This window comes from Rhodoferax sp. (genome assembly GCF_034519335.1).
Classification (GTDB): Bacteria; Pseudomonadota; Gammaproteobacteria; order Burkholderiales; family Burkholderiaceae_C; genus Allorhodoferax.
Genome location: NZ_JAXHOL010000001.1, coordinates 354,402 through 373,697, shown reverse-complemented (window position 1 = coordinate 373,697; position 19,296 = coordinate 354,402). Strand labels below are relative to the sequence as shown.

Below are 19,296 nucleotides of genomic sequence, written 5' to 3'. Positions count from 1 at the left end.
TGTCGTACTGTTCCTGCGCCATGGCCGCTTCGCTTTGCAGCGATACCGGCTTGCCGATGAACTCGGACAGCCCTGCGAGATGCTGGCTTTCCTCGTCCAGAAACAGCTCGATGACCTTGGGCGACGCCACGACCCGAAACTCACGCGGGTTGAACTGACGCGCCTCGCGCAGGATCTCGCGGAAGATGTCGTAGGCCACGCTGCGCGGGGTTTTGACAATGCCCTTGCCTTCGCAGGTCGGACATGGTTCACACAGCATGTGGGCCAACGACTCGCGGGTACGCTTGCGTGTCATCTCGACCAAGCCCAGCTGCGAGAAACCGCCCGCCATGGTCTTCACACGGTCGCGCGACAGCTGCTTACGGAACTCGCTAAGTACCGATTCACGGTGGTCTTCGCGGGCCATATCAATGAAATCCACGATGATGATGCCACCCAGGTTGCGCAGGCGCAGCTGCCGCGCAATCGCCTGCGCGGCCTCCAGGTTGGTCTTGAAGATGGTGTCATCGAAATTGCGCGCGCCGACAAAGCCCCCGGTATTCACATCCACCGTGGTCAGCGCCTCTGTCTGGTCCACGATCAAGTAGCCACCCGACTTCAGTTCGACGCGGCGCGCCAGCGCCTTGGCCACTTCCTCATCGATCGAATACAGATCAAAAATCGGACGCTCGCCCTTGTAATGCTGCAGCTTCTCGGCCGCGGCCGGCATGAACTCCGAGCCAAAGGCCTTGAGCGCATCAAACTGCTCGCGCGAATCGACGCGGATGGTCTGCGTGCCCTCGCCCACCAGGTCGCGCAACACGCGCTGCAGCAAGCTCAGATCTTGGTGCAGCAGGCTTTGTGCGGGAAGGCGCAGCGCGGCGTCCTTGATACGCGCCCAGGCCTTGCGAAGGTAGGCAATGTCGTCACCCAGTTCAGTGTCAGAAGCATCTTCGCCATTAGTGCGCAAAATGAAACCACCGCCCTCCTTACCCGCCAGCTTCTGCATACGGTTACGCAGCTCATCGCGTTGCGCCGTGGGGATTTTTTGCGACACACCGATGTGGTCATCCTGCGGCAAAAAGACCAGCAGGCGTCCTGCAATGCTGATCTGTGTGGACAAGCGCGCGCCCTTGGTGCCAATCGGATCCTTGATGACCTGCACCATGAGCGACTGGCCTTCAAATACCTGCTTCTCGATCGGAATCTGCGGCTGCGAGGCACGCGATGCGCTCAGCGACTCGCCCTCAGCCGGTGGATGCCACACATCGGCCACATGCAAAAAAGCCGCGCGCTCCAGACCGATGTCGATGAACGCTGACTGCATGCCTGGCAGCACACGCGCCACCTTGCCAAGGTACACATTGCCGACCAGTCCACGCTCCAGCGTGCGTTCCACGTGCAGTTCCTGTACCGCACCGTGCTCGACGATGGCCACCCGCGTCTCTTGCGGTGACCAGTTGATCAGGATGTCTTGTTGCATGCAAAGCCCACTTCGCGCAAGGCCTGCGCAGTTTCAAACAAAGGGAGGCCCATGATGCCAGAGTACGACCCCTCGATACGCGCAATAAATGCGGCCGCCCTGCCCTGCACGCCATAGGCACCGGCCTTGCCCATGGGCTCGCCGCTGGCCACGTAGTCGGCAATCTCGGCGTCACTCAACTCGGCAAAGGTCACGCGTGATTCGCAGCAGGCTTGGGCCGTTTTGTCGTCCCAGCCAATGGCAATGGCAGTGAATACCCGGTGGGTCTGACCTGACAAAGCGCGCAACATGCGCTGGGCGTCGGCTGCATTCTCGGGCTTGCCCAGAATCGTGTCGCCGATCGCCACCGTGGTGTCCGCACACAATACGGGACGATTTAGGCCTCCAGCCCTCGCCAATCGAGCGCGAGAAGTTATCAATTTGAGAGCAGTCACGCGCTGCACATAAGTGTCCGGGGCCTCTCCCACCAACACCACCTCCAGGCTTTCTGCATCCTCATCAGGTGTGGGCATCAGCAACTGATGTGCCACACCAATCTGCGTCAGCAACTCACGACGCCGTGGACTTTGGGAGGCCAGATAGATGAAATCAGGACTGGACATGCTCACTCGCGGTGATAAGGATGGTTGGCATTGACGGACCAGGCGCGGTACAGCTGCTCGATCAGCAACACCCGCACCATGGCATGTGGCAGGGTCAGGTCCGAGAGGCGAATGCGCTCGTGAGCGGCTTGGCGGAACTCCGGGGCCAGCCCGTCGGGCCCACCAATCACCAAGGCCACATCACCACCGCCCAGCTGCCATTCGCGCAAGCGCTCGGCCAGCGCTGTTGTGCGCAGGCTGGTGCCGCGTTCGTCCAGCGCGACAATGCGCGCGCCCTTGGGGATGGCCTCCTCAATGCGCTTGCGCTCCGCCGCATAGAGTTGCTCTACGGTTTTGGAACCGCGGGGCTCGGTTTTGATGGCCTTGAGCTCGACTTTGAGCTCATGCGGAAAGCGCTTGGCATAGTCGTCCCACGCAGTTTGCGCCCAATCCGGCACCCGCTGCCCAACAGCGATGATGACCAGCCGCATCGCCAGCCTCAGGCTTTACGGGGGGCAGCTTTCTTGGCGGGCGCTTTTTTTGCCGCTGCCGGCTTGGCCGCAGTCTTTTTGGCTGCCGGCTTCACCTCTGGCTTCACCACCACGGTTTTCACCGGGGCTTTGGCGACGACAGCTTTCTTGGCCGGCGCCTTTTTGACTGGTGTCTTGGCGGCTGCAGACTTTGCGGCAGCCTTTTTCAGTGCGGCTTTGGATGGGAAGGCTTCTTCCACACCTTTTTTGGCTGCGCTGGAACGGCGCATATTGGGTTCGCCCACGGCTTTTTTAGCCGGCGCCTTGGCTGCGGACTTGGCCGCTTCGGCCACCACGGGTTTGGCGGCACCGAGCTTCAGGCGCACAGGCTTCTCGCCCCACAGCTCTTCCAGGTGGTAGTACTGGCGAAAAGTTGGTTGGAAGATGTGCACCACAGCTTGCGCGCAGTCCACGATGATCCACTCGCCATTGGCTTCGCCTTCGATGCGGGGCTTGGGGAAACCGGCTTCACGCACGGCATCGCGCACGCTGGCAGCCAGCGCCTTGGTCTGGCGGTTACTGGTGCCCGAGGCAATGATCACGCGCTCAAACAGGGAGGACAGGTGTTCGGTGTCAAACACCACAATATCTTGGCCTTTGACGTCTTCCAGGCCATCCACGATGGCGCGCTGAAGTTTTTGGGTGTTTTTGGCAACGGTGGTCGGAGTAGTCATCAGGTCGATCGGTAAAGATGGTGTTGGTCAATATAACGCGCAACGGTTTCAAAAACCAGAGGGCCAATGCTTTGGCCCGTGGCGGCGCGGTGTCGGAGTTCGGTGGCGCTGATGGCCACGGGGTGCATGTTCAGGACCGTTAGGCCGGGCAGATGTACCTTTAAGGCATCAAATTGACCCTTGGTCCCCGTTGAATCTGCGCGAGCAGCTACACAAATTATAGCAAGTGCGGGCAGCTGCTCCCAGCGGCTCCAGCTAGGCAGCGCGCGGGCCTGGTCTTCGCCAATCAGCAGGTACAGCTGCGCACCCGGTTTCTCTTGCTGAAGCTCCAGCAAGGTGTCGACGGTATAGGTGGGCCCGGGGCGATCCAGCTCCCGCCCGTCTACTACCACCTGTGGCAGATCGGCAAAGGCAAGCCGGGCCATGGCCATGCGGTGGGATGCATCCGTGAGCGTGCGGCTTTTGTGCCAGGCGTGGCCGGTCGGGATGATGTGCAGCGCATCCAGTTGCAGTTGCGCAATCGCCGTGGCCGCCAGCGCATGGTGGCCACGGTGCGGCGGGTCAAATGCCCCGCCAAACACACCAATGCGCCGGGGCTGCGTGGCTGCGGGTAGCATCACACCCAATCCCTAGCCGTCAAGAAGCGTGCGGTCAGCGCCGCTTCGGACGAGCCCGGCTCTGGCTGCTGTTGGTAGGCCCAGCTCACCAGTGGCGGCATGGACAGCAGGATGGATTCGGTACGCCCACCCGACTGCAGGCCAAAGTGCGTGCCCCGGTCCCACACCAGGTTGAACTCCACATAGCGGCCGCGGCGGTAGAGCTGGAACTCTCGCTCGCGTTCGGCGTAGGGCGTGTCTCTGCGGCGCTCCACGATGGGCAGGTAGGCTGTCAGAAATGCGTCGCCTACCGCCCGCAGCATGGCAAAACTGCGATCCTGGCCCAGCTCGGAAAAATCATCGAAAAATACACCACCCACACCACGTGGCTCATTGCGGTGCTTGAGGAAGAAGTATTCGTCACACCACTTTTTAAAGCGTGGGTACTTGTCCTCGCCAAACGGCAGCAGCGCGTCCTTGCAGGTCTGGTGGAAATGCACCGCATCTTCGTCAAAACCATAGTACGGCGTCAAATCCATACCGCCGCCAAACCAGCAGACCTCTTGCCCCTGTGGGTTTTTGACAGCCAGCATGCGCACATTCATGTGCACAGTAGGCACATAAGGGTTGCGCGGGTGGAAGACCAGCGATACACCCATAGCCTCGAACGGCGTCCCCTCCAGTTCGGGGCGGTGCTGCGTGGCACTGGGCGGCAGCTTGGGCCCACGCACATGCGAGAAACCGCAGCCCGCGCGCTCAAACACCGCGCCACCTTCCAGAATCTGCGTGATGCCATTGCCCTGCAAGGGTTCGTAAGCTGCCTTTTCCCAAGGATCGACGAGAAACTGGCCGCCATCGATGCCGGCAATCGCCGAAGTGATGTGACTCTGCAGCCCCAACAAATACTGGCGCACCAAATCAGGAGTGACTTGCGGGTCGGTCATAGGTGTCATTCTTTAAGTCTGCCGTGCGTTGGAGCCGCCGGCATTGGTCGTACAGGAGCGGCCAAGGCAGGATTTTTGCCCTGCACTCCAGCCAATAGGGCCGCGATATTGGCAAAGTCAGCCTCCGCATCACCAGTTAACGTGATGAAAGTGGTGGCATTCACCACCTTGCGTCCGTAATCCAGACTCACCACGCCCAGCGGCACACCCGCCCGCAAGGCCACCTGGTAAAAGCCGCTGCGCCAGCCGGGCGTCCATTTGCGTGTCCCCTCAGGAGAGAGGCCCAGCCAATACAAACGCTGTTGCGCGCGTGCCTGGGCCACGCCCTCCACCACTTGCGCTACCACGCCCTGCGGTGCGTGTCGTCGCACCGGCACGCCCCCCACCCATCGCAGCCATCTGCCAAAGCCCGGCAGCCGAAACAAGGTGTCTTTGGCCCAAAAGTTCAGCTCCAGGCCCACCGCCCACTTGGCAAGAATCGCGACGATGAAATCCCAGTTGCTGGTGTGCGGGTACACGGCGAACACACCCTGCATTGCCGGCAACCCCTCAAAGCGCACCTTCCAGCCAAACAGGGCCAACACGCCGCGCGCCAGCGGGTTGCCCCGCAACTGCACCGGGTGCGGCAGCTTCTCGATGGGCTGCACATTCAACCCTTGATCGCGCGGTAACCAATATCGGCTCGGTATTGCATGCCATCAAACGCAATCTCGCTGATGACCTGGTACGCCCGCTGCTGCGCCTGTTTCACGCTGTCAGCCAACGCCGTGACGCACAACACGCGCCCGCCAGAGGTTTGCAGCACGCCGTCCTTGAGCGCGGTACCGGCATGGAACACGGCAGCGTCCTCGCTGTCCTTGGGGATGCCAGTGATGGCATCGCCCTTGCGCGGGGTCAGCGGGTAGCCGTGGGCGGCCAGCACCACGCCCAGAGCCGTGCGGCGGTCCCATTGCAATTCCACCTCGTCCAACTTGCCGTGGGGGCCGGGTTCGGTGGCGGCCAGCAGCACATCCAGCAAATCGGTCTTCAGCCGCATCATGATGGGCTGCGTTTCAGGGTCGCCCATGCGGCAGTTGAACTCCAGCGTCTTGGGCTGACCGTTTTTGTCGATCATCAGCCCGGCGTAGAGGAAGCCACTGAACGGAATACCGTCGGCCTCCATGCCCTTGACCGTGGGCAAGATGATCTCGCGCATGGCCTTGGCGTGGATGTCGGGCGTGACCACGGGTGCGGGCGAATAGGCGCCCATGCCACCCGTGTTGGGGCCCTGGTCGCCGTCCTGCAGACGTTTGTGGTCTTGGCTGGTAGCCAGCGGCAGCACGTTTTTGCCGTCCACCATGACGATGAAGCTGGCTTCTTCGCCTTCCAGAAACTCTTCAATAACGACGCGTGCGCCGCCGTCGTTGTGTGCCACGCCCAGCGTGTTGTCCACCAGCATGAAGTCAATGGCTTCGTGCGCCTCGGCCACGGTCATGGCCACCACCACACCCTTGCCGGCGGCCAGGCCATCGGCCTTCACCACGGTGGGTGCGCCCATCTTGTCCACATAGGCGTGGGCCGCAGCGGGGTCAGAGAAAGTGGCGTATTCGGCCGTGGGGATGTTGTGGCGGCGCATAAAGGCCTTGCTGAAGGCTTTGGAGCTTTCCAGCTGCGCCGCCGCTTTGGTCGGGCCAAAAATGCGCATGCCGTGGGCGCGGAACTCGTCCACCACACCAGCGGCCAGCGGCACTTCGGGGCCTACCACCGTCAGGGTGATCTTGTTCTCCTGCGCCCATTCGCGCAGGGCCACGACGTCGGTGACGGCGATGTTGTCCAGATGCGGGTCACTGGCCGTGCCGCCGTTGCCAGGGGCCACATAAACCTTGTGAATTTTGGGGGACTGGGCCAGCTTCCAGGCCAGCGCATGTTCGCGACCACCGCCGCCAATAACGAGTACGTTCATAAATGTCTTAAATGGGCTTAAAGGGCAGCGTTGTGGAACAGGTCCTGGGTGTCGTCCAGGTCTTCCAAAACGTCCAGCAGTTTTTGCATGCGCTCGGCGTCTTCGCCGGTCAGCTCGATGGAGTTGTCGGCGCGCATGGTGACGTTGGCCACCTCGGCCGTCAGGCCTGCGGCTTCCAGCGCCTTTTTAACGGTTTCAAAGTCGGCGTAGGCCGTCAGGACCTCAATGGCGCCATCGTCATCGGTGATCACGTCTTCCGCACCGGCTTCCAGTGCCACTTCCATCACCTTGTCTTCGCTGGTTCCGGGGGCAAAAATCAGCTGGCCGCAGTGCTTGAACTGGAAGGCCACCGAGCCTTCGGTTCCCATGTTGCCGCCGTGTTTGAGGAAAGCGTGGCGCACTTCGGCCACGGTACGCACCTTGTTGTCGGTCATGCAGTCCACGATGATGGCCGCGCCGCCAATGCCGTAGCCTTCGTAGCGCACTTCCTCGTAACTCACGCCTTCCAGCGTGCCGGTGGCCTTGGCAATGGCGTGGCTCACATTGGTGAGCGGCATATTGGCCGCCTTGGCCTTTTCAATCGCCAGGCGCAAACGGGGGTTGGCGCTGGGGTCACCGCCGCCGGTACGGGCTGCCACCATGATTTCCCGGCTCACCCGGGTCCAGACGCGCTGGCGCTTCTCGTCCTGGCGCCCCTTGCGGTGCTGAATATTGGCCCATTTGCTGTGTCCTGCCACGCGAAATCCTTCAAAAATTCGTTACGCTACTCCCTAGATTGTACTTTTTAGGACATCCATGGCTTCCATCCAAGACGAGGGCATCCTGATTGCCCAACACGGCGCTGGCAACTCCACCATCCGCTGCTTTTTGCGGCCCGACAAGGCCAACCGCCATGGCCTCATCACCGGTGCCACCGGCACCGGCAAAACCATCACCCTGCAAACCCTGGCCGAGGGCTTTTCTCATATCGGGGTCCCCGTCTTCATGGCCGATGTAAAGGGCGACCTGACCGGCATCTCCCAAAAAGGCGCTTTGGGTGACAAATTGGCAAAAATCCTCAAGGAACGCGGCATTGACGAACCCGCGTTCTCCGCCTTCCCAACCACGCTGTGGGACGTGTTTGGCCATCAGGGCCACCCAGTGCGCGCTACGGTCAGCGACCTGGGCCCCTTGCTCTTGGCCCGCATGCTCAACCTGAACGAAACCCAGGCCGGCGTGTTGCAGCTGGTGTTCAAGATTGCCGACGACGACGGCCTGCTGCTGCTGGACATGAAAGACCTGCGCGCCATGTGCCAGGACGTGGGCGACAACGCCAGCCACTACACCACCGAGTACGGCAACATCAGTGCCGCCAGCATCGGCGCCATCCAGCGCGGCCTGATGCAGATCGAGCAGCAAGGCGGCGACCAGTTCTTTGGCGAGCCCATGCTCAACATTGCCGACTTCATGCAGACAGACGGCAACGGCAAAGGCGTGGTCAACATCCTGGCGGCTGACAAACTCATGCAGTCGCCGCGCCTGTACGCCACCTTTTTGCTGTGGATGCTCTCCGAGCTGTTCGAGGCCCTGCCCGAGGTGGGCGACCTGGACAAGCCCAAACTGGTCTTCTTCTTTGACGAGGCCCACCTGCTGTTCGCCGATGCGCCCAAGGTGCTGATCGAGCGCATCGAGCTGGTGGTGCGCCTGGTGCGCTCCAAGGGCGTGGGCGTGTTCTTCGTCACGCAAAACCCGCTGGACATTCCCGACAGCGTGCTGGCCCAGCTGGGCAACCGCGTGCAGCACGCCCTGCGTGCCTTCACCCCGCGCGACCAGAAGGCCGTCAAAAGCGCCGCCGACACCATGCGTGCCAACCCCGGCCTGGACGTGGCCACCGCCATCACCGAGCTGGGCGTGGGCGAAGCCCTGGTGAGCCTGATGGACGAAAAAGGCCGCCCCTGCCTGACCGAACGCGTCTACGTGCTGCCCCCAGCCAGCCAGATTGGCCCGATCTCGCCCGATCAGCGCAAGACGCTGCTCAGCGACTCCATCGTCGCCGGTGTCTACGAAAAAGCCGTGGACCGCGAGTCGGCGTTTGAAGCACTCAAAGGCCGCACCCAAAGCCGGGCCCCCGCCGCTGACGCAGCGGGTACTGCGGAGGATCAACCCGCAGCGCCTCGCGCTCGCGCAGGACGTGCAGCCCCTGCGCCCGAGCCCCAGGCGGCACAGGCCGGCGGTGGTTTTCTGGACAGCATTGGCGACATGCTGGGCGGCGGCGCCCGCCGCTCGCGCGCCAGTGTGGGCGAGCAGATGATCAAAAGCGCTGCCAGCTCCATCGGCCGCGAAGTGGGCCGCCAAATCATCCGCGGCGTGCTGGGCAGCATTTTGGGCGGCAGCAGCACCCGCCGCCGCTAGCCGTTCAGCCCGGGCGCCAAACTTGCTTTGCGACAATGGCGCCACTCTCTCACTAGAAGGAACAAGAACATGGTCACCATCAACCCCGCAGCCCGTTCGAACGTCACCCTCATAGACCACCCCCTGGTGCAGCACAAGCTCACCCTCATGCGCAAAAAGGAAGCCAGCACCAGCAGCTTCCGCCGCCTGCTCAACGAGCTGGCAGGCTTGATGATTTATGAAGTCTGCCGCGATATGCCGCTGCAAGACCTGGAGATTGAAACCCCGCTGGAAAAGACAACGGGCAAAGTCATTGACGGCAAGAAGCTGGTGTTTGCCAGCGTGCTGCGCGCTGGCAACGGCATTCTGGACGGCGTGCTGAGCGTGGTGCCCGGCGCCCGCGTGGGCCACGTGGGCCTGTACCGCGACCCCAAGACCCTGCAGGCCGTGGAGTACTACTTCAAGATGCCCAGCAACATGGAAGAGCGCGATGTGGTGGTGGTGGACCCCATGTTGGCTACCGGTAACTCTGCGGCTGCTGCGGTCACTCGCTTGAAGGCCTGCAATCCGAAGTCCATCAAGTTCTTGTGCCTGCTGACCTGCCCCGAAGGTATCAACACCCTGTACAAAGAGCACCCCGATGTGCGCGTCTTCACCGCCGCCATCGACCGCGGCCTGAACGACCACGGCTACATCATGCCGGGCCTTGGCGATGCGGGTGACCGCATCTTCGGCACGCAGTAATTTCAAGCCAAATAAGCATCTAGCCCACGTCGAATCTGCGCAAGCAGCTCCTGAAACCATAGCAAATCCACGCCATGCTCGACCTGCTCATCCACAACGCCACCCTGCCCGACGGGCGCAAGAACATGTCGGTAGCCGTGCAGGCCGGGCGGATTGTGGAGGTGACGGAAGGCCTGAGCCCTGCGGCCGCTCCAGCCGCAGAAACCGTGGACGCCGGCGGCATGCTGCTGTCCACGCCTTTTGTAGACGCGCATTTCCACATGGACGCCACGCTGAGCCTGGGCTTGCCGCGACTAAACGCCAGCGGCACGCTGCTGGAAGGCATTGCGCTGTGGGGCGAACTCAAACCTCACCTCACCTTTGAGGCGCTGGTAGACCGCGCCCTGGCCTACTGCGACTGGGCGGTGGCCAACGGCCTGCTGGCCATCCGCAGCCACGTGGACACTAGCGACCCAAGCATGTTGGCCGTGGAAGCGCTGCTGGCCGTCAAGAAACAAGTGGCGCCCTATATCGACCTGCAGTTGGTCGCCTTCCCGCAAGACGGCGTACTAAGAACCAAGGGCGGTGTGGACAACCTGAAAAAGGCGCTGAGCTTGGGCGTAGACGTAGTCGGAGGCATTCCCCACTTCGAGCGCACCATGGCCGACGGCGCCGCCAGCGTGAAGTTGCTGTGTGAGCTAGCGGCCGAACAAGGCAAGCTGGTAGACATGCACTGCGACGAATCGGACGACCCACTCTCGCGCCATGTGGAGACGCTGGCCTACGAGGCCAACCGCCTGGGCCTGCACGGCCGCGTCACCGGCAGCCACCTCACCTCCATGCACAGCATGGACAACTACTACGTGAGCAAGCTACTGCCGCTCATGGCCGAGGCAGAACTCAGCGTGGTAAGCAACCCGCTCATCAACATCACCCTGCAGGGCCGGCACGACACTTACCCCAAGCGCCGTGGCATGACCCGCGTACCCGAGATCATGGCCGCCGGCATGACGGTTGCCTTTGGCCAGGACTGCTGCATGGACCCCTGGTACAGCATGGGCAGCGGCGACATGCTGGAGGTGGCCAGCATGGGCTTGCACGTGGCGCAGATGACAAGCCAGGCGGCGATGGGGCATTGCTTTGACGCGGTAACCAAGAACCCGGCGCGCATCCTGCACCTGCAGGGCTACGGGCTGGAAGCCGGCTGCAACGCCGACCTGGTGCTGCTGCAGGCGCAGAACCCCATCGAAGCACTGCGCCTCAAAGCCACCCGCCTCAAGGTCTGGCGCCGTGGCGCGCTGGTGGCGCAAACACCGGCCCGCACGGCCGCGCTGAACCTGCCAGGTCGCCCTGCCAAGACTTCGTTCTTACATACAAAATAGCCTCTAACACCCGTGGATATTGCGCAAGCAGCTACTAAAGATATAGCAATCACCATCGCCGCCGCGCAGAGCACCTCGGTGGCTTTGGACGTAGCGGCCAATGTGCACACCCACCAGCGCTTTGTGCAGGCGGCGGCCGACCACGGCGTGCAGTGGCTGGTGTTCCCCGAGTTGTCACTCACCGGCTACGAGCTGGCTGCCATGCCGCGCTTAGTGCTGCACGCCGACCACGGACTCTTGGCGCCTCTGCGCGAGGCAGCACAACGCACCGGAATGGCAATTACCGTGGGCGCACCGGTGGAATCCGGCAGCGCCCTGCCCTCCATAGGTGCCATCACGCTGCGGCCCGACGGCCGGCACAGTACGTACCGCAAATTTCATTTGCATGAGGGCGAAAAAGAGTTTTCGACGCCGGGGCAGGAGCCGATGCATACGCAGCAGTTGGGCGCCACCTGCATAGCCAGCGCCATTTGCGCGGATACCAATCAGCCCATCCATGCCGCCCGCGCCGCCCAAGCAGGTGCCCGTGTGTATGCAGCCGGCATCCTGACATCAGACACAGGCTACGCCGCAGAGGCGCCGCTGTGGCGTGCTTACGCGCAAGAGCACCGCATGGTCGTGCTGATCTCCAACCATGGCGGTCCCTCAGGGGGCTATGTGTCAGCAGGCAAGAGCTGCATCTGGAATACCGTGGGGTACCCCATCGCAGCAAGCGCCCGGCGCGGGGATTGGCTGGTCATTGCCAAACCCGCGCCGCAAGCGCGCTTTTAGTCCCGGGCTATTGGGCTCAGTGCGCTTGCCACCAGGCCTGTGCCTTGGCGCGATCAAATGCGGGCAAGATGTCCTTGGTGATCGTGACGCCTTTCAAGGCCGGAAATCTGGCGCGGAACAAGGCCTCATCTTTGTCAATGGCATCGCTGATGGTGACATCAAACGTTCCGCCTGATGCACCTACCACCGCCTGGTCAATCAGAGGAACCGGGGAACCCGCCCGAAACTCCTCACCCTTGCGCTCTCGCACGATCGCATCGACGTGTCCCAGGTAATACACCCCACTTTTCTTGGCGACGATGTCACTGTGCAAGGGCGCAAAGAAGTAACCGTTGATCAGAAAACCCGTGGAGGTACTGGTGAGCCCCATGATTTTGTAGGGCCCTGGCTCGAGCTCCATGCGGATAAAGTAGTTATTGCCGGTTTCCGGCTTGTCGGACTCCGCCTTCGCCTTGTCATCCATCGTGAAATTGAACCGCTCACTGGACTCTTTGGCATCTGGCTTCTCGACATTCACCACCAGCAGTTTGGGCTGGTGGGAGGTCTTGTAATGGTTCTTCAAGGTCACGGTCATCAACAAAACTGGCTTGCTATTGGCCGTCAGTGTGTCGCCCTCATTTTCAAAGGCCATCTTGGTGCGCGTGGCGCATCCTGTCAGCAACACCGCAGCGGCCAGCATTCCCATGCCGATCATTTTTTTCATCATGCACTCACTCCCTTTTGATTGAAATACCCGCAAGCCAAATCGTTGTTCGCCCGCGCACACGCTCGAAAAATTCGAAGCCTCGCGTTTATAGCCCGAGTAAGTGCTACTTTTTGGGATTCCTGAGCCAAAATTCCGAGGCATCTGCCAACCCATACCGAACACCGCCAACTAGCCATGAAGAACTACTGGCTCATGAAAGCCGAACCCGCCGAAGCGTCTATCGACGACGTGTTGTCCATGCCCAACGCTACGGTCCCGTGGACCGGTGTGCGCAACTACCAAGCGCGCAACTTCATGCGCGATGGCATGCAAGTAGGCGATGGCGTGTTGTTCTACCACTCCAGCTGCGCGGAGCCGGGCATCGTCGGCTTGGCGCGCGTGGTGTCTGGCGCCTACACCGACCCCACGCAATTCGACCCGCAATCGCTCTACTTTGACGCCGCCAGCAAACCCGAGGCGCCACGCTGGATCTTGGTGGATGTGCAGGTGGTACGCAAAACACGCAACTTGACACTGCCAGAGCTGCGCCAGGACCCTGACCTGCAAGAGCTGACCGTGCTGAAGAAAGGCAACCGCCTGTCCATCACCCCCGTAGAGCCGCAGCACTGGCGTACCATTCTGCAGCGGCTGGGACATCCCGATTTTGCATAAAAACAGCCTCTAGACTTGATACCTATTGCGCAAGCAGCTCCTAACTTGATAGCAAACACCATGACCATTGCCACCGATCTGGAACGCCTGGCCCTGCAAGAGCAGCGCCTGCAATTCGACGCCTTTGACCAAGCCACCGCCTGGACACTGGGCACGAGCATCAAGGCGCTGTGTGAAGAGGCAGGCGTAGCACTCGCCATCGAAGTGCGCCTGTCCAAAGAGACTGTTTTCTATTACGCCATGCCCGGCACCGGCCCCACCAATGCCGACTGGGCGCGCCGCAAGCGCAACGCCGTGGAGCTGCTGCACACCAGCTCCTACGCCTTAGGCCTCAAATTGGAGCAAGACAAAAGCTCGCTGGAGGCCAAGCAGGGCCTTCCCCTGCGAGACTACGCCACCCACGGCGGGAGTTTTCCCATCCGCGTGCGCGGTGTGGGCGTGGTGGGTGTAGTTACTGTGTCGGGCATTCCCCAGCGCGAAGACCACGCCATGGTGGTGAAGGCGCTGGCCGCGCTGTGCGGGGTGCCGCTGACGGAAGTGGCGCTGGAACCTTGAGGGACGAACAGCTTCAGCGGCGCCGCGCAGCGCGTACCCCATTGAGCTCGCCCACGATCTTCAGCACGCGGGCCAACTTGCCAGATTCCGAGACCTCCACGGTGAATGTCATCCAGGCTGTGCCCTTGACCGACTGCGTCTGCACGCCGATGACATTCATCTTTTCCTTGGCAAACACTTCCGAGATGTCGCGCAGCAGGCCCTGCCGGTCGTGTGCCTCCACCGCCACGTCCACGGGGTAGACGTTGCCGTCCTTGCCCTCGGGTACGCCCCACTCCACCTCGATCAGGCGGTCGCCGCTGCGGTTCACCATGTTGCGCAAATTGGAGCAATCCGACCTGTGCACGCTGACTCCCTTGCCGCGCGTCACAAAGCCGCTGATGAGGTCGGGCGGCGCGGGCTTGCAGCACTTGGCCAGTTGCGTCATCAGCGAGTCGATACCCACCACCAGCACGCCGCCCTTGCCACCCGCAGCACGCGGCTTCTTGAGTGGCATATAGTCGTCTTGCGCAGCCGCTGGCTCTGGCGGGCGCAACAGCATTTCGATGTTACGAAGAGAAAATTCGTCTTTGCCCACCACCTCAAACAAGGCGTCGGCATTGTTAAAGCCCAGCTGGCTGGCTAGGTCGTCGAGCTTGATGGCAGTTTTGCCTTCGCGCTGCAGCAGTTTTTCCACCGCCTCGCGGCCCTTGGCCATGGTTTCGCCCATGGCCAGTGCGTTGAACCAGGCGCGCACCTTGGCCCGCGCGCGGTGGCTCACCAGGTAGCCCAGCTCGGGGTTGAGCCAGTCGCGCGAGGGGCCGCCTTCTTTGACTGCCGTCACCTCCACGGTCTGGCCATTTTTGAGCGGTGTGTTCAGCGGCACCATGGCGCCATCCACCTTGGCCCCCCGGCAGCGGTGGCCCAGGTTGGTGTGCACGCTGTAGGCAAAGTCCACCGCCGTGGCGCCTTGCGGCAACTCCACAATGGCTGCATCGGGTGTCAGCACATAGATGCGGTCCTCGAACATGCCAGCACCATCGCCCCCCGCATGCGCACCCGACAAATCGCGCTCCCAGGCCAGCAGCTGGCGCAGCACGGCAATCTTGGCGTCGTATTCGCCCGCCGCCGTCACGCTACCGCCGTAACCCTTGGCACCGGCCTCTTTGTAGGCCCAGTGTGCGGCCACGCCGTGTTCGGCATGGTCGTGCATGGCCTGGGTGCGGATCTGGACCTCGATGGGCTGGGCGCCGGCGTCACGGACGACGGTATGCAGCGACTGGTAGCCGTTGGGCTTCGGTCGCGCAATGTAGTCGTCAAACTCGTCGGTCACCGGCACGAACTGGCTATGCACCCAGCTCAAAGCGGCATAACAGTCGGGCACCGTGGGCACCACGATGCGCAGTGCACGGATGTCATACACCTGATCGAATCCCAGCGACTTGCCGCGCATCTTCTTGACGATGCTGTAGATATGTTTGGGCCGGCCCTGCACCGTCGCGTGCAGGCCCTGTGCGGCAAGCTCCTTTGCCAGCTGCTCACGCAGGCGCTCGACCGAGGCCTCGCGTTCGGCGCGTTTTTCGTCCAGCAGTTTGGCCACCTGTTTGTAGGTGTCGGGCTCCAGAAAGCGGAACGACAGGTCTTCGATCTCCCACTTGACTTCCCAGATGCCAAGACGGTTGGCCAGCGGGGCAAACACTTGCAGGGCCTCGGACGCCAGGCCCGGAGGCACCGGCAGCTTGGTGGCCGCAAAGTGGCGCAGCGTCTGCAGGCGCGAGGCCAGGCGCAGCATGACCACGCGCAGGTCTTTGCTAAAGGCCAGCAACATCTTGCGCACGCTCTCGGTTTGCGCGGCGGCAGTCTGTGCCATTGGCGCGGCGTTGCCGCTGTGGCTGGCCGAGTTCTGCGTGACGCGTGCCATGCGCTGCAGGCGTACCAGCTTGGTGGTTTCTAGCGCCAGGTCGGCAAAGTTGTCGCCAAAGGCCTTGGCAATCACCTCATGCGGCTTGTTCAGATGGTCGCAGGCGTAGACCAGGTAGCTGGCCGCCTGCATGGCCTCGGACCCGCCAATGGTGCGCAGGATGGCAGCCACGGCATCGGCGTGCAGCAGCACGTTTTCACCGGTGTCCAGCATTTGGGTGGCCAACAGGGGTTCCGCAAAGGCGCGCGCACGCACCAAGGCTCCGGCCTGTTCGGGCAGGCTGTCAGCAGTGGCCGCAATGACTTGCGGGGTGGCCGAGGCGCTGTGCTCGGCGTACAAACTTTTCATGCATCACTCACATCATCCAGGGTGGCTCACCCCAGCAAAAAAGAAGTGACCGCGTCAACCTGGTCGGGCGCGATCAAAGTGGGGGCGTGGCCCACGCCGGCAAATTCGACCAGCTGCGCCCTGGGGCCGCGCTGGGCCATGGCCTGCGCAGTGGCAGGCGATAACAAATCGGAATGGGCACCGCGCACTAGCAGTGTCTGAGCCGTCAGGCTGTCGTACAGCTGCCAGAGCTGGGACTCTCCTTGCGCGGCCATCTCTTGCGTCACCGCGCCAAAGGGCACGGCAATGGCCGGGTCGTAGTGCAGGGCCACGCGGCCTTCGGGCGAAGTTTTGACCATGTGACGCGACAATTCCAGCCACTGGGCCGGCGTATGCGGGCCAAAGCTTTGCGAGATGGCCCACATGGCGTCGGCGGCCTGCTGCAGGGAGTCGAAGGTCGGCGCCTTGCCCAGGTAGGTGCTTATACGGGCCAGCGCCTCCCACTGGATGGATGGCCCCACATCGTTGAGCACCAAGCGGCGCACCGATGTGCCCACGGCCTGTGCATGTGCACACACGGCCATGCCAATGAGCCCCCCCATGCTGGTGCCCACCCAGTCCAGCGTAGCCGGTTTCAGGAGCGTCAGCAGCGCCAGCATGTCGGCCGCGTAGGTGGGGATCTGGTAGCCCAGCGGGTCTTTGAGCCAGTCGCTTTTGCCACGGCCCGCTACATCCGGGCAGACCACGCGCAATGGCTGCGGGCTGCGCGCCAGCAGCGCCTGGGCCAAGACATCAAAGTCGCGCCCCTGGCGAGACAGGCCATGCACACAGACGATCGTGTGGGCCGCATCGGGCGCACCCCACTGCCAGTACGCCATGCGGTGCCCGCCGTTGGCGTCAGCGCAGGGTACGTAATTCAGCGTAGGGTCAGCCATGGTGCAATCACTCGTTTGATAATGACCACATCCTAATGGAAACCCCTCTACTCTTTTGGAAGGACGCAGCATGTTGAAAGGTAAAACCGCCATCGTTACCGGATCCACCAGCGGCATCGGTTTGGGCATTGCCAAGGCGCTGGCCGCCCAAGGTGCCAACATCGTGCTGAACGGCTTTGGTGATGTGGACGGACCCAAGGCAGAAATTGCAGCGCTGGGCGCCCAGGTGGGCTACCACGGCGCTGACATGAGCAAGCCCGCCGAGATTGAAGCCATGGTGCAGTACGCCACCACCACCTTTGGCGGCGTGGACATTCTGGTCAACAACGCCGGCATTCAGCACGTGGCGCGGGTGGAAAACTTTCCGGTGGAGAAGTGGGACGCCATCATCGCCATCAACATGAGCAGCGCCTTCCACGCCACGCGCCTGGCCCTGCCCGGCATGCAAGCCAAGAACTGGGGTCGCATCATCAACGTGGCATCCGTCCACGGTCTGGTGGGCTCGGCCGAAAAGTCTGCCTATGTGGCGGCCAAACACGGCGTGGTGGGCCTGACCAAGGTGACCGCACTGGAAAACGCCACCAGCGGCGTGACCTGCAACGCCATCTGCCCCGGCTGGGTGCTGACGCCTTTGGTGCAAAAACAGGTGGACGCCAAGGCCGCTGCGCAAGGGATCAGCAATACAGACGCTACCAAGCAACTGCTGGGTGAGAAAGAACCGTCCATGCAGTTCACCACGCCCGAAGAGCTGGGTGCGTTGGCAGTGTTCTTTTGCTCGCCCGCGGGAGACAACGTGCGCGGTGTGGCCTGGAACATGGACGGTGGCTGGACCGCCCAATAAGAGACTTTTAGGCCTATAGTGCCGGTGGATGCTGCGCGAGCAGCTCCTAATTCCATAGCAATTACGCTGTGGGGCGGAGGTTGCCGTGGGGCCTTTGGCGGGTGGCCCACCAGCTCATGGCCATAGAGGCGATGAGCCCGGCCAAGGCAAACCAATGCAGCGACCCCATGCCATCGTGGGCAATCAGCCAGCCGCCGCTGCCCGCCCCCAATGCCTGCCCCGCGTACATGGCCGATGTGTTGAGCGCAATGGAACCCGAAGCCAGCGCGGGCGCTATAGCCACCAGACGCGCCTGCTGCGCGGAGTTGGACGCGAAACACCCCAAGGCCCAGGGGATCAGCACCAACGCTACCAGCACAAGATTGCTCCCTAGCGGCCACAGCAACAAGCTCAGTGCCATGGCCCCCACGCCCCACATCACGGCGCGCGGCGCGCCGATGCGATCGACGTGCCGGGACATGAGAATGTTGCCCACCAGCCCAAATGCCCCAAACCAGGCGAACAACAAACTCAGCTGCAACGGTGTAGCGGCCAACGTGGACTTGAAGTAGGGCGCGAAATAGGAGAACAGTACAAACTGGCCGGCTGAATACAGCAGCGTCACTGCTACGCACAGCATGAGCGCAGGGGAGCGCAAAGCCTCGCCCCAAGCCGCCCGCGACAGAGCCGGTGGCTTGATACCGTCTGGCATGGCGCGCCAAACCCAGACCGCCCCAACCACGCTCAGCAGCGCCACGGCACCAAACGCGCTGCGCCAGCCCAAGGTTCCGCCAATGAATGCGCCCAAGGGCATACCCACTACAGAGGCTACCGACCAGCCCAAAAAGACAAATGCAATGGCACGGCCACGCTGCTCCGGCGGAACCAACAACCCGACACAGGCTGCAGCCTGGGGCGTGAAAATGGCCGGCGAAACAACGGTAAGTACGCGCACGATCAGCAGGGAGCCAAAGCTGGGCATCCACGCACTCAAAGCCAAAAATACCGCGTACCACACCAGTGACAGCGCTAGCAAACGGCGCCGGTCCCAGCCGGCCACGACGCTGGCCAGCAGCGGTGCACCCAGGCACATGAGCGCCGCAGCCGCCGCAATCAGCTGCCCAGCGGTGGCCACAGAGATATTCAATGAAATGCCAATGTCATTGAGCGTGCCCGGCACCACCATAACGCCGGTGCCGATCACAAAGTTACCAAACAGCAAAGGCCAGAGGACGCGGGGCAAAGGTGTTGCTTTGGAAGCGAGTGCAGACATGAAAGCCAAACGATGGGTGAGGTGCCAGAAAGGCACAGGTATTTTGCAGTGGCTGCTTGCCAAGGGCTGTCCTGCGGCGGACAGTGAAAATATCAATGAAAAGCGTGTTTGGCAAGCGCAGAATATGCGCAAGCAGCTACTCTTTCTATAGCAA

General features: G+C 62.2%; 21 protein-coding genes. 8 read left to right on the top strand and 13 right to left on the bottom strand.

Annotation, left to right across the window (positions count from 1 at the left end; translation table 11 throughout):
* The 9 genes from rng to U5O12_RS01775 all read right to left on the bottom strand — a co-directional run.
* The coding region (gene rng / locus U5O12_RS01815) for a ribonuclease G (protein ID WP_322576977.1) at nucleotides 1-1,462 on the bottom strand (1,462 nt) is incomplete at its 3' end.
* Nucleotides 1,444-2,064 (bottom strand): Maf family protein, encoded by a 621-nt coding sequence (locus tag U5O12_RS01810; RefSeq protein ID WP_322576976.1) that lies wholly within the window; start codon nucleotides 2,062-2,064, stop codon nucleotides 1,444-1,446. The genes rng and U5O12_RS01810, both read right to left, overlap by 19 nt.
* 2 nt (nucleotides 2,065-2,066) lie before the next feature.
* Nucleotides 2,067-2,534, bottom strand: coding sequence for a 23S rRNA (pseudouridine(1915)-N(3))-methyltransferase RlmH (gene rlmH, locus U5O12_RS01805; RefSeq protein ID WP_322576975.1), 468 nt, complete (start codon nucleotides 2,532-2,534; stop codon nucleotides 2,067-2,069).
* 8 nt (nucleotides 2,535-2,542) lie between these two features.
* On the bottom strand, nucleotides 2,543-3,247 hold the full coding sequence (rsfS, locus tag U5O12_RS01800) for a ribosome silencing factor (protein WP_322576974.1): 705 nt from the start codon (nucleotides 3,245-3,247) through the stop codon (nucleotides 2,543-2,545).
* A complete protein-coding gene (gene nadD / locus U5O12_RS01795; RefSeq protein ID WP_322576988.1) occupies nucleotides 3,247-3,864 on the bottom strand; it encodes a nicotinate (nicotinamide) nucleotide adenylyltransferase in 618 nt (205 codons plus the stop codon). The genes rsfS and nadD overlap by 1 nt, the downstream gene beginning before the upstream one ends.
* Complete coding sequence (gene hemF, locus U5O12_RS01790) at nucleotides 3,864-4,787, bottom strand: oxygen-dependent coproporphyrinogen oxidase (RefSeq protein WP_322576973.1); 924 nt, start codon at nucleotides 4,785-4,787, stop codon at nucleotides 3,864-3,866. Before hemF ends, nadD begins: the two co-directional genes overlap by 1 nt.
* A 5-nt stretch (nucleotides 4,788-4,792) precedes the next feature.
* Complete coding sequence (locus U5O12_RS01785; RefSeq protein WP_322576972.1) at nucleotides 4,793-5,434, bottom strand: 1-acyl-sn-glycerol-3-phosphate acyltransferase; 642 nt, start codon at nucleotides 5,432-5,434, stop codon at nucleotides 4,793-4,795.
* A gap of 2 nt (nucleotides 5,435-5,436) precedes the next feature.
* Complete coding sequence (gene purD / locus U5O12_RS01780; protein ID WP_322576971.1) at nucleotides 5,437-6,729, bottom strand: phosphoribosylamine--glycine ligase; 1,293 nt, start codon at nucleotides 6,727-6,729, stop codon at nucleotides 5,437-5,439.
* 17 nt (nucleotides 6,730-6,746) lie between these two features.
* Complete coding sequence (locus U5O12_RS01775) at nucleotides 6,747-7,466, bottom strand: YebC/PmpR family DNA-binding transcriptional regulator (RefSeq protein WP_322576970.1); 720 nt, start codon at nucleotides 7,464-7,466, stop codon at nucleotides 6,747-6,749.
* 58 nt (nucleotides 7,467-7,524) lie between these two features.
* Here U5O12_RS01775 and U5O12_RS01770 point away from each other — a divergent pair, with 58 nt between their 5' ends.
* From U5O12_RS01770 to U5O12_RS01755, 4 genes are all read left to right on the top strand, one after another.
* Entirely contained in the window at nucleotides 7,525-9,120 is a 1,596-nt protein-coding gene (locus U5O12_RS01770; protein WP_322576969.1) for a helicase HerA-like domain-containing protein, read from the top strand.
* Nucleotides 9,121-9,189: 69 nt separating this feature from the next.
* Nucleotides 9,190-9,843 carry a uracil phosphoribosyltransferase gene (gene upp, locus U5O12_RS01765; RefSeq protein ID WP_322576968.1) on the top strand — a complete coding sequence of 218 codons (654 nt, stop codon included), beginning with the start codon at nucleotides 9,190-9,192 and terminating at the stop codon, nucleotides 9,841-9,843.
* 74 nt (nucleotides 9,844-9,917) lie between these two features.
* Complete coding sequence (locus U5O12_RS01760; RefSeq protein WP_322576967.1) at nucleotides 9,918-11,204, top strand: amidohydrolase family protein; 1,287 nt, start codon at nucleotides 9,918-9,920, stop codon at nucleotides 11,202-11,204.
* 12 nt (nucleotides 11,205-11,216) lie between these two features.
* Nucleotides 11,217-11,975 (top strand): carbon-nitrogen hydrolase family protein, encoded by a 759-nt coding sequence (locus tag U5O12_RS01755; RefSeq protein WP_322576966.1) that lies wholly within the window; start codon nucleotides 11,217-11,219, stop codon nucleotides 11,973-11,975.
* 16 nt (nucleotides 11,976-11,991) lie between these two features.
* On the opposite strand, the gene U5O12_RS01750 is transcribed toward U5O12_RS01755, so the two are convergent.
* Nucleotides 11,992-12,834: a hypothetical protein gene (locus tag U5O12_RS01750; protein WP_322576965.1), complete on the bottom strand. Its 843-nt coding sequence runs from the start codon at nucleotides 12,832-12,834 to the stop codon at nucleotides 11,992-11,994.
* Between the two features lie 21 nt (nucleotides 12,835-12,855).
* On the opposite strand from U5O12_RS01750, the gene U5O12_RS01745 reads away from it, so the two are divergent.
* Entirely contained in the window at nucleotides 12,856-13,332 is a 477-nt protein-coding gene (locus U5O12_RS01745; RefSeq protein WP_322576964.1) for an EVE domain-containing protein, read from the top strand.
* Nucleotides 13,333-13,392: 60 nt separating this feature from the next.
* Complete coding sequence (locus tag U5O12_RS01740; protein ID WP_322576963.1) at nucleotides 13,393-13,887, top strand: heme-degrading domain-containing protein; 495 nt, start codon at nucleotides 13,393-13,395, stop codon at nucleotides 13,885-13,887.
* 13 nt (nucleotides 13,888-13,900) lie between these two features.
* On the opposite strand, the gene U5O12_RS01735 is transcribed toward U5O12_RS01740, so the two are convergent.
* On the bottom strand, nucleotides 13,901-16,135 hold the full coding sequence (locus U5O12_RS01735) for a bifunctional (p)ppGpp synthetase/guanosine-3',5'-bis(diphosphate) 3'-pyrophosphohydrolase (RefSeq protein WP_322576962.1): 2,235 nt from the start codon (nucleotides 16,133-16,135) through the stop codon (nucleotides 13,901-13,903).
* 26 nt (nucleotides 16,136-16,161) lie between these two features.
* Nucleotides 16,162-17,049 (bottom strand): alpha/beta hydrolase, encoded by an 888-nt coding sequence (locus tag U5O12_RS01730; RefSeq protein WP_322576961.1) that lies wholly within the window; start codon nucleotides 17,047-17,049, stop codon nucleotides 16,162-16,164.
* A gap of 70 nt (nucleotides 17,050-17,119) precedes the next feature.
* Here U5O12_RS01730 and U5O12_RS01725 point away from each other — a divergent pair, with 70 nt between their 5' ends.
* Nucleotides 17,120-17,890: a 3-hydroxybutyrate dehydrogenase gene (locus U5O12_RS01725; RefSeq protein WP_322576960.1), complete on the top strand. Its 771-nt coding sequence runs from the start codon at nucleotides 17,120-17,122 to the stop codon at nucleotides 17,888-17,890.
* 61 nt (nucleotides 17,891-17,951) lie between these two features.
* On the opposite strand, the gene U5O12_RS01720 is transcribed toward U5O12_RS01725, so the two are convergent.
* Entirely contained in the window at nucleotides 17,952-19,142 is a 1,191-nt protein-coding gene (locus U5O12_RS01720; RefSeq protein WP_322576959.1) for an MFS transporter, read from the bottom strand.
* On the opposite strand from U5O12_RS01720, the gene U5O12_RS01715 reads away from it, so the two are divergent.
* A complete protein-coding gene (locus U5O12_RS01715) occupies nucleotides 19,141-19,293 on the top strand; it encodes a hypothetical protein (RefSeq protein ID WP_322576958.1) in 153 nt (50 codons plus the stop codon). The two genes, U5O12_RS01720 and U5O12_RS01715, sit on opposite strands and share 2 nt — an antisense overlap.
* The last annotated feature ends 3 nt before the right edge of the window (nucleotides 19,294-19,296 follow it).

Coding starts and splice junctions, on each gene's coding strand:
- upp (WP_322576968.1), top strand. CDS start 9,190: ATGGTCACCATCAACCCCGCAGCCCGTTCGAACGTCACCCTCATAGAC.
- U5O12_RS01750 (WP_322576965.1), bottom strand. CDS start 12,834: ATGGGTTGGCAGATGCCTCGGAATTTTGGCTCAGGAATCCCAAAAAGT.
- U5O12_RS01730 (WP_322576961.1), bottom strand. CDS start 17,049: ATGGCTGACCCTACGCTGAATTACGTACCCTGCGCTGACGCCAACGGC.
- U5O12_RS01760 (WP_322576967.1), top strand. CDS start 9,918: ATGCTCGACCTGCTCATCCACAACGCCACCCTGCCCGACGGGCGCAAG.
- nadD (WP_322576988.1), bottom strand. CDS start 3,864: ATGCTACCCGCAGCCACGCAGCCCCGGCGCATTGGTGTGTTTGGCGGG.
- U5O12_RS01735 (WP_322576962.1), bottom strand. CDS start 16,135: ATGAAAAGTTTGTACGCCGAGCACAGCGCCTCGGCCACCCCGCAAGTC.
- rsfS (WP_322576974.1), bottom strand. CDS start 3,247: ATGACTACTCCGACCACCGTTGCCAAAAACACCCAAAAACTTCAGCGC.
- U5O12_RS01770 (WP_322576969.1), top strand. CDS start 7,525: ATGGCTTCCATCCAAGACGAGGGCATCCTGATTGCCCAACACGGCGCT.
- U5O12_RS01720 (WP_322576959.1), bottom strand. CDS start 19,142: ATGTCTGCACTCGCTTCCAAAGCAACACCTTTGCCCCGCGTCCTCTGG.
- U5O12_RS01810 (WP_322576976.1), bottom strand. CDS start 2,064: ATGTCCAGTCCTGATTTCATCTATCTGGCCTCCCAAAGTCCACGGCGT.
- hemF (WP_322576973.1), bottom strand. CDS start 4,787: ATGACCGACCCGCAAGTCACTCCTGATTTGGTGCGCCAGTATTTGTTG.
- U5O12_RS01725 (WP_322576960.1), top strand. CDS start 17,120: ATGTTGAAAGGTAAAACCGCCATCGTTACCGGATCCACCAGCGGCATC.
- U5O12_RS01745 (WP_322576964.1), top strand. CDS start 12,856: ATGAAGAACTACTGGCTCATGAAAGCCGAACCCGCCGAAGCGTCTATC.
- U5O12_RS01740 (WP_322576963.1), top strand. CDS start 13,393: ATGACCATTGCCACCGATCTGGAACGCCTGGCCCTGCAAGAGCAGCGC.
- U5O12_RS01715 (WP_322576958.1), top strand. CDS start 19,141: ATGAAAGCCAAACGATGGGTGAGGTGCCAGAAAGGCACAGGTATTTTG.
- rlmH (WP_322576975.1), bottom strand. CDS start 2,534: ATGCGGCTGGTCATCATCGCTGTTGGGCAGCGGGTGCCGGATTGGGCG.
- purD (WP_322576971.1), bottom strand. CDS start 6,729: ATGAACGTACTCGTTATTGGCGGCGGTGGTCGCGAACATGCGCTGGCC.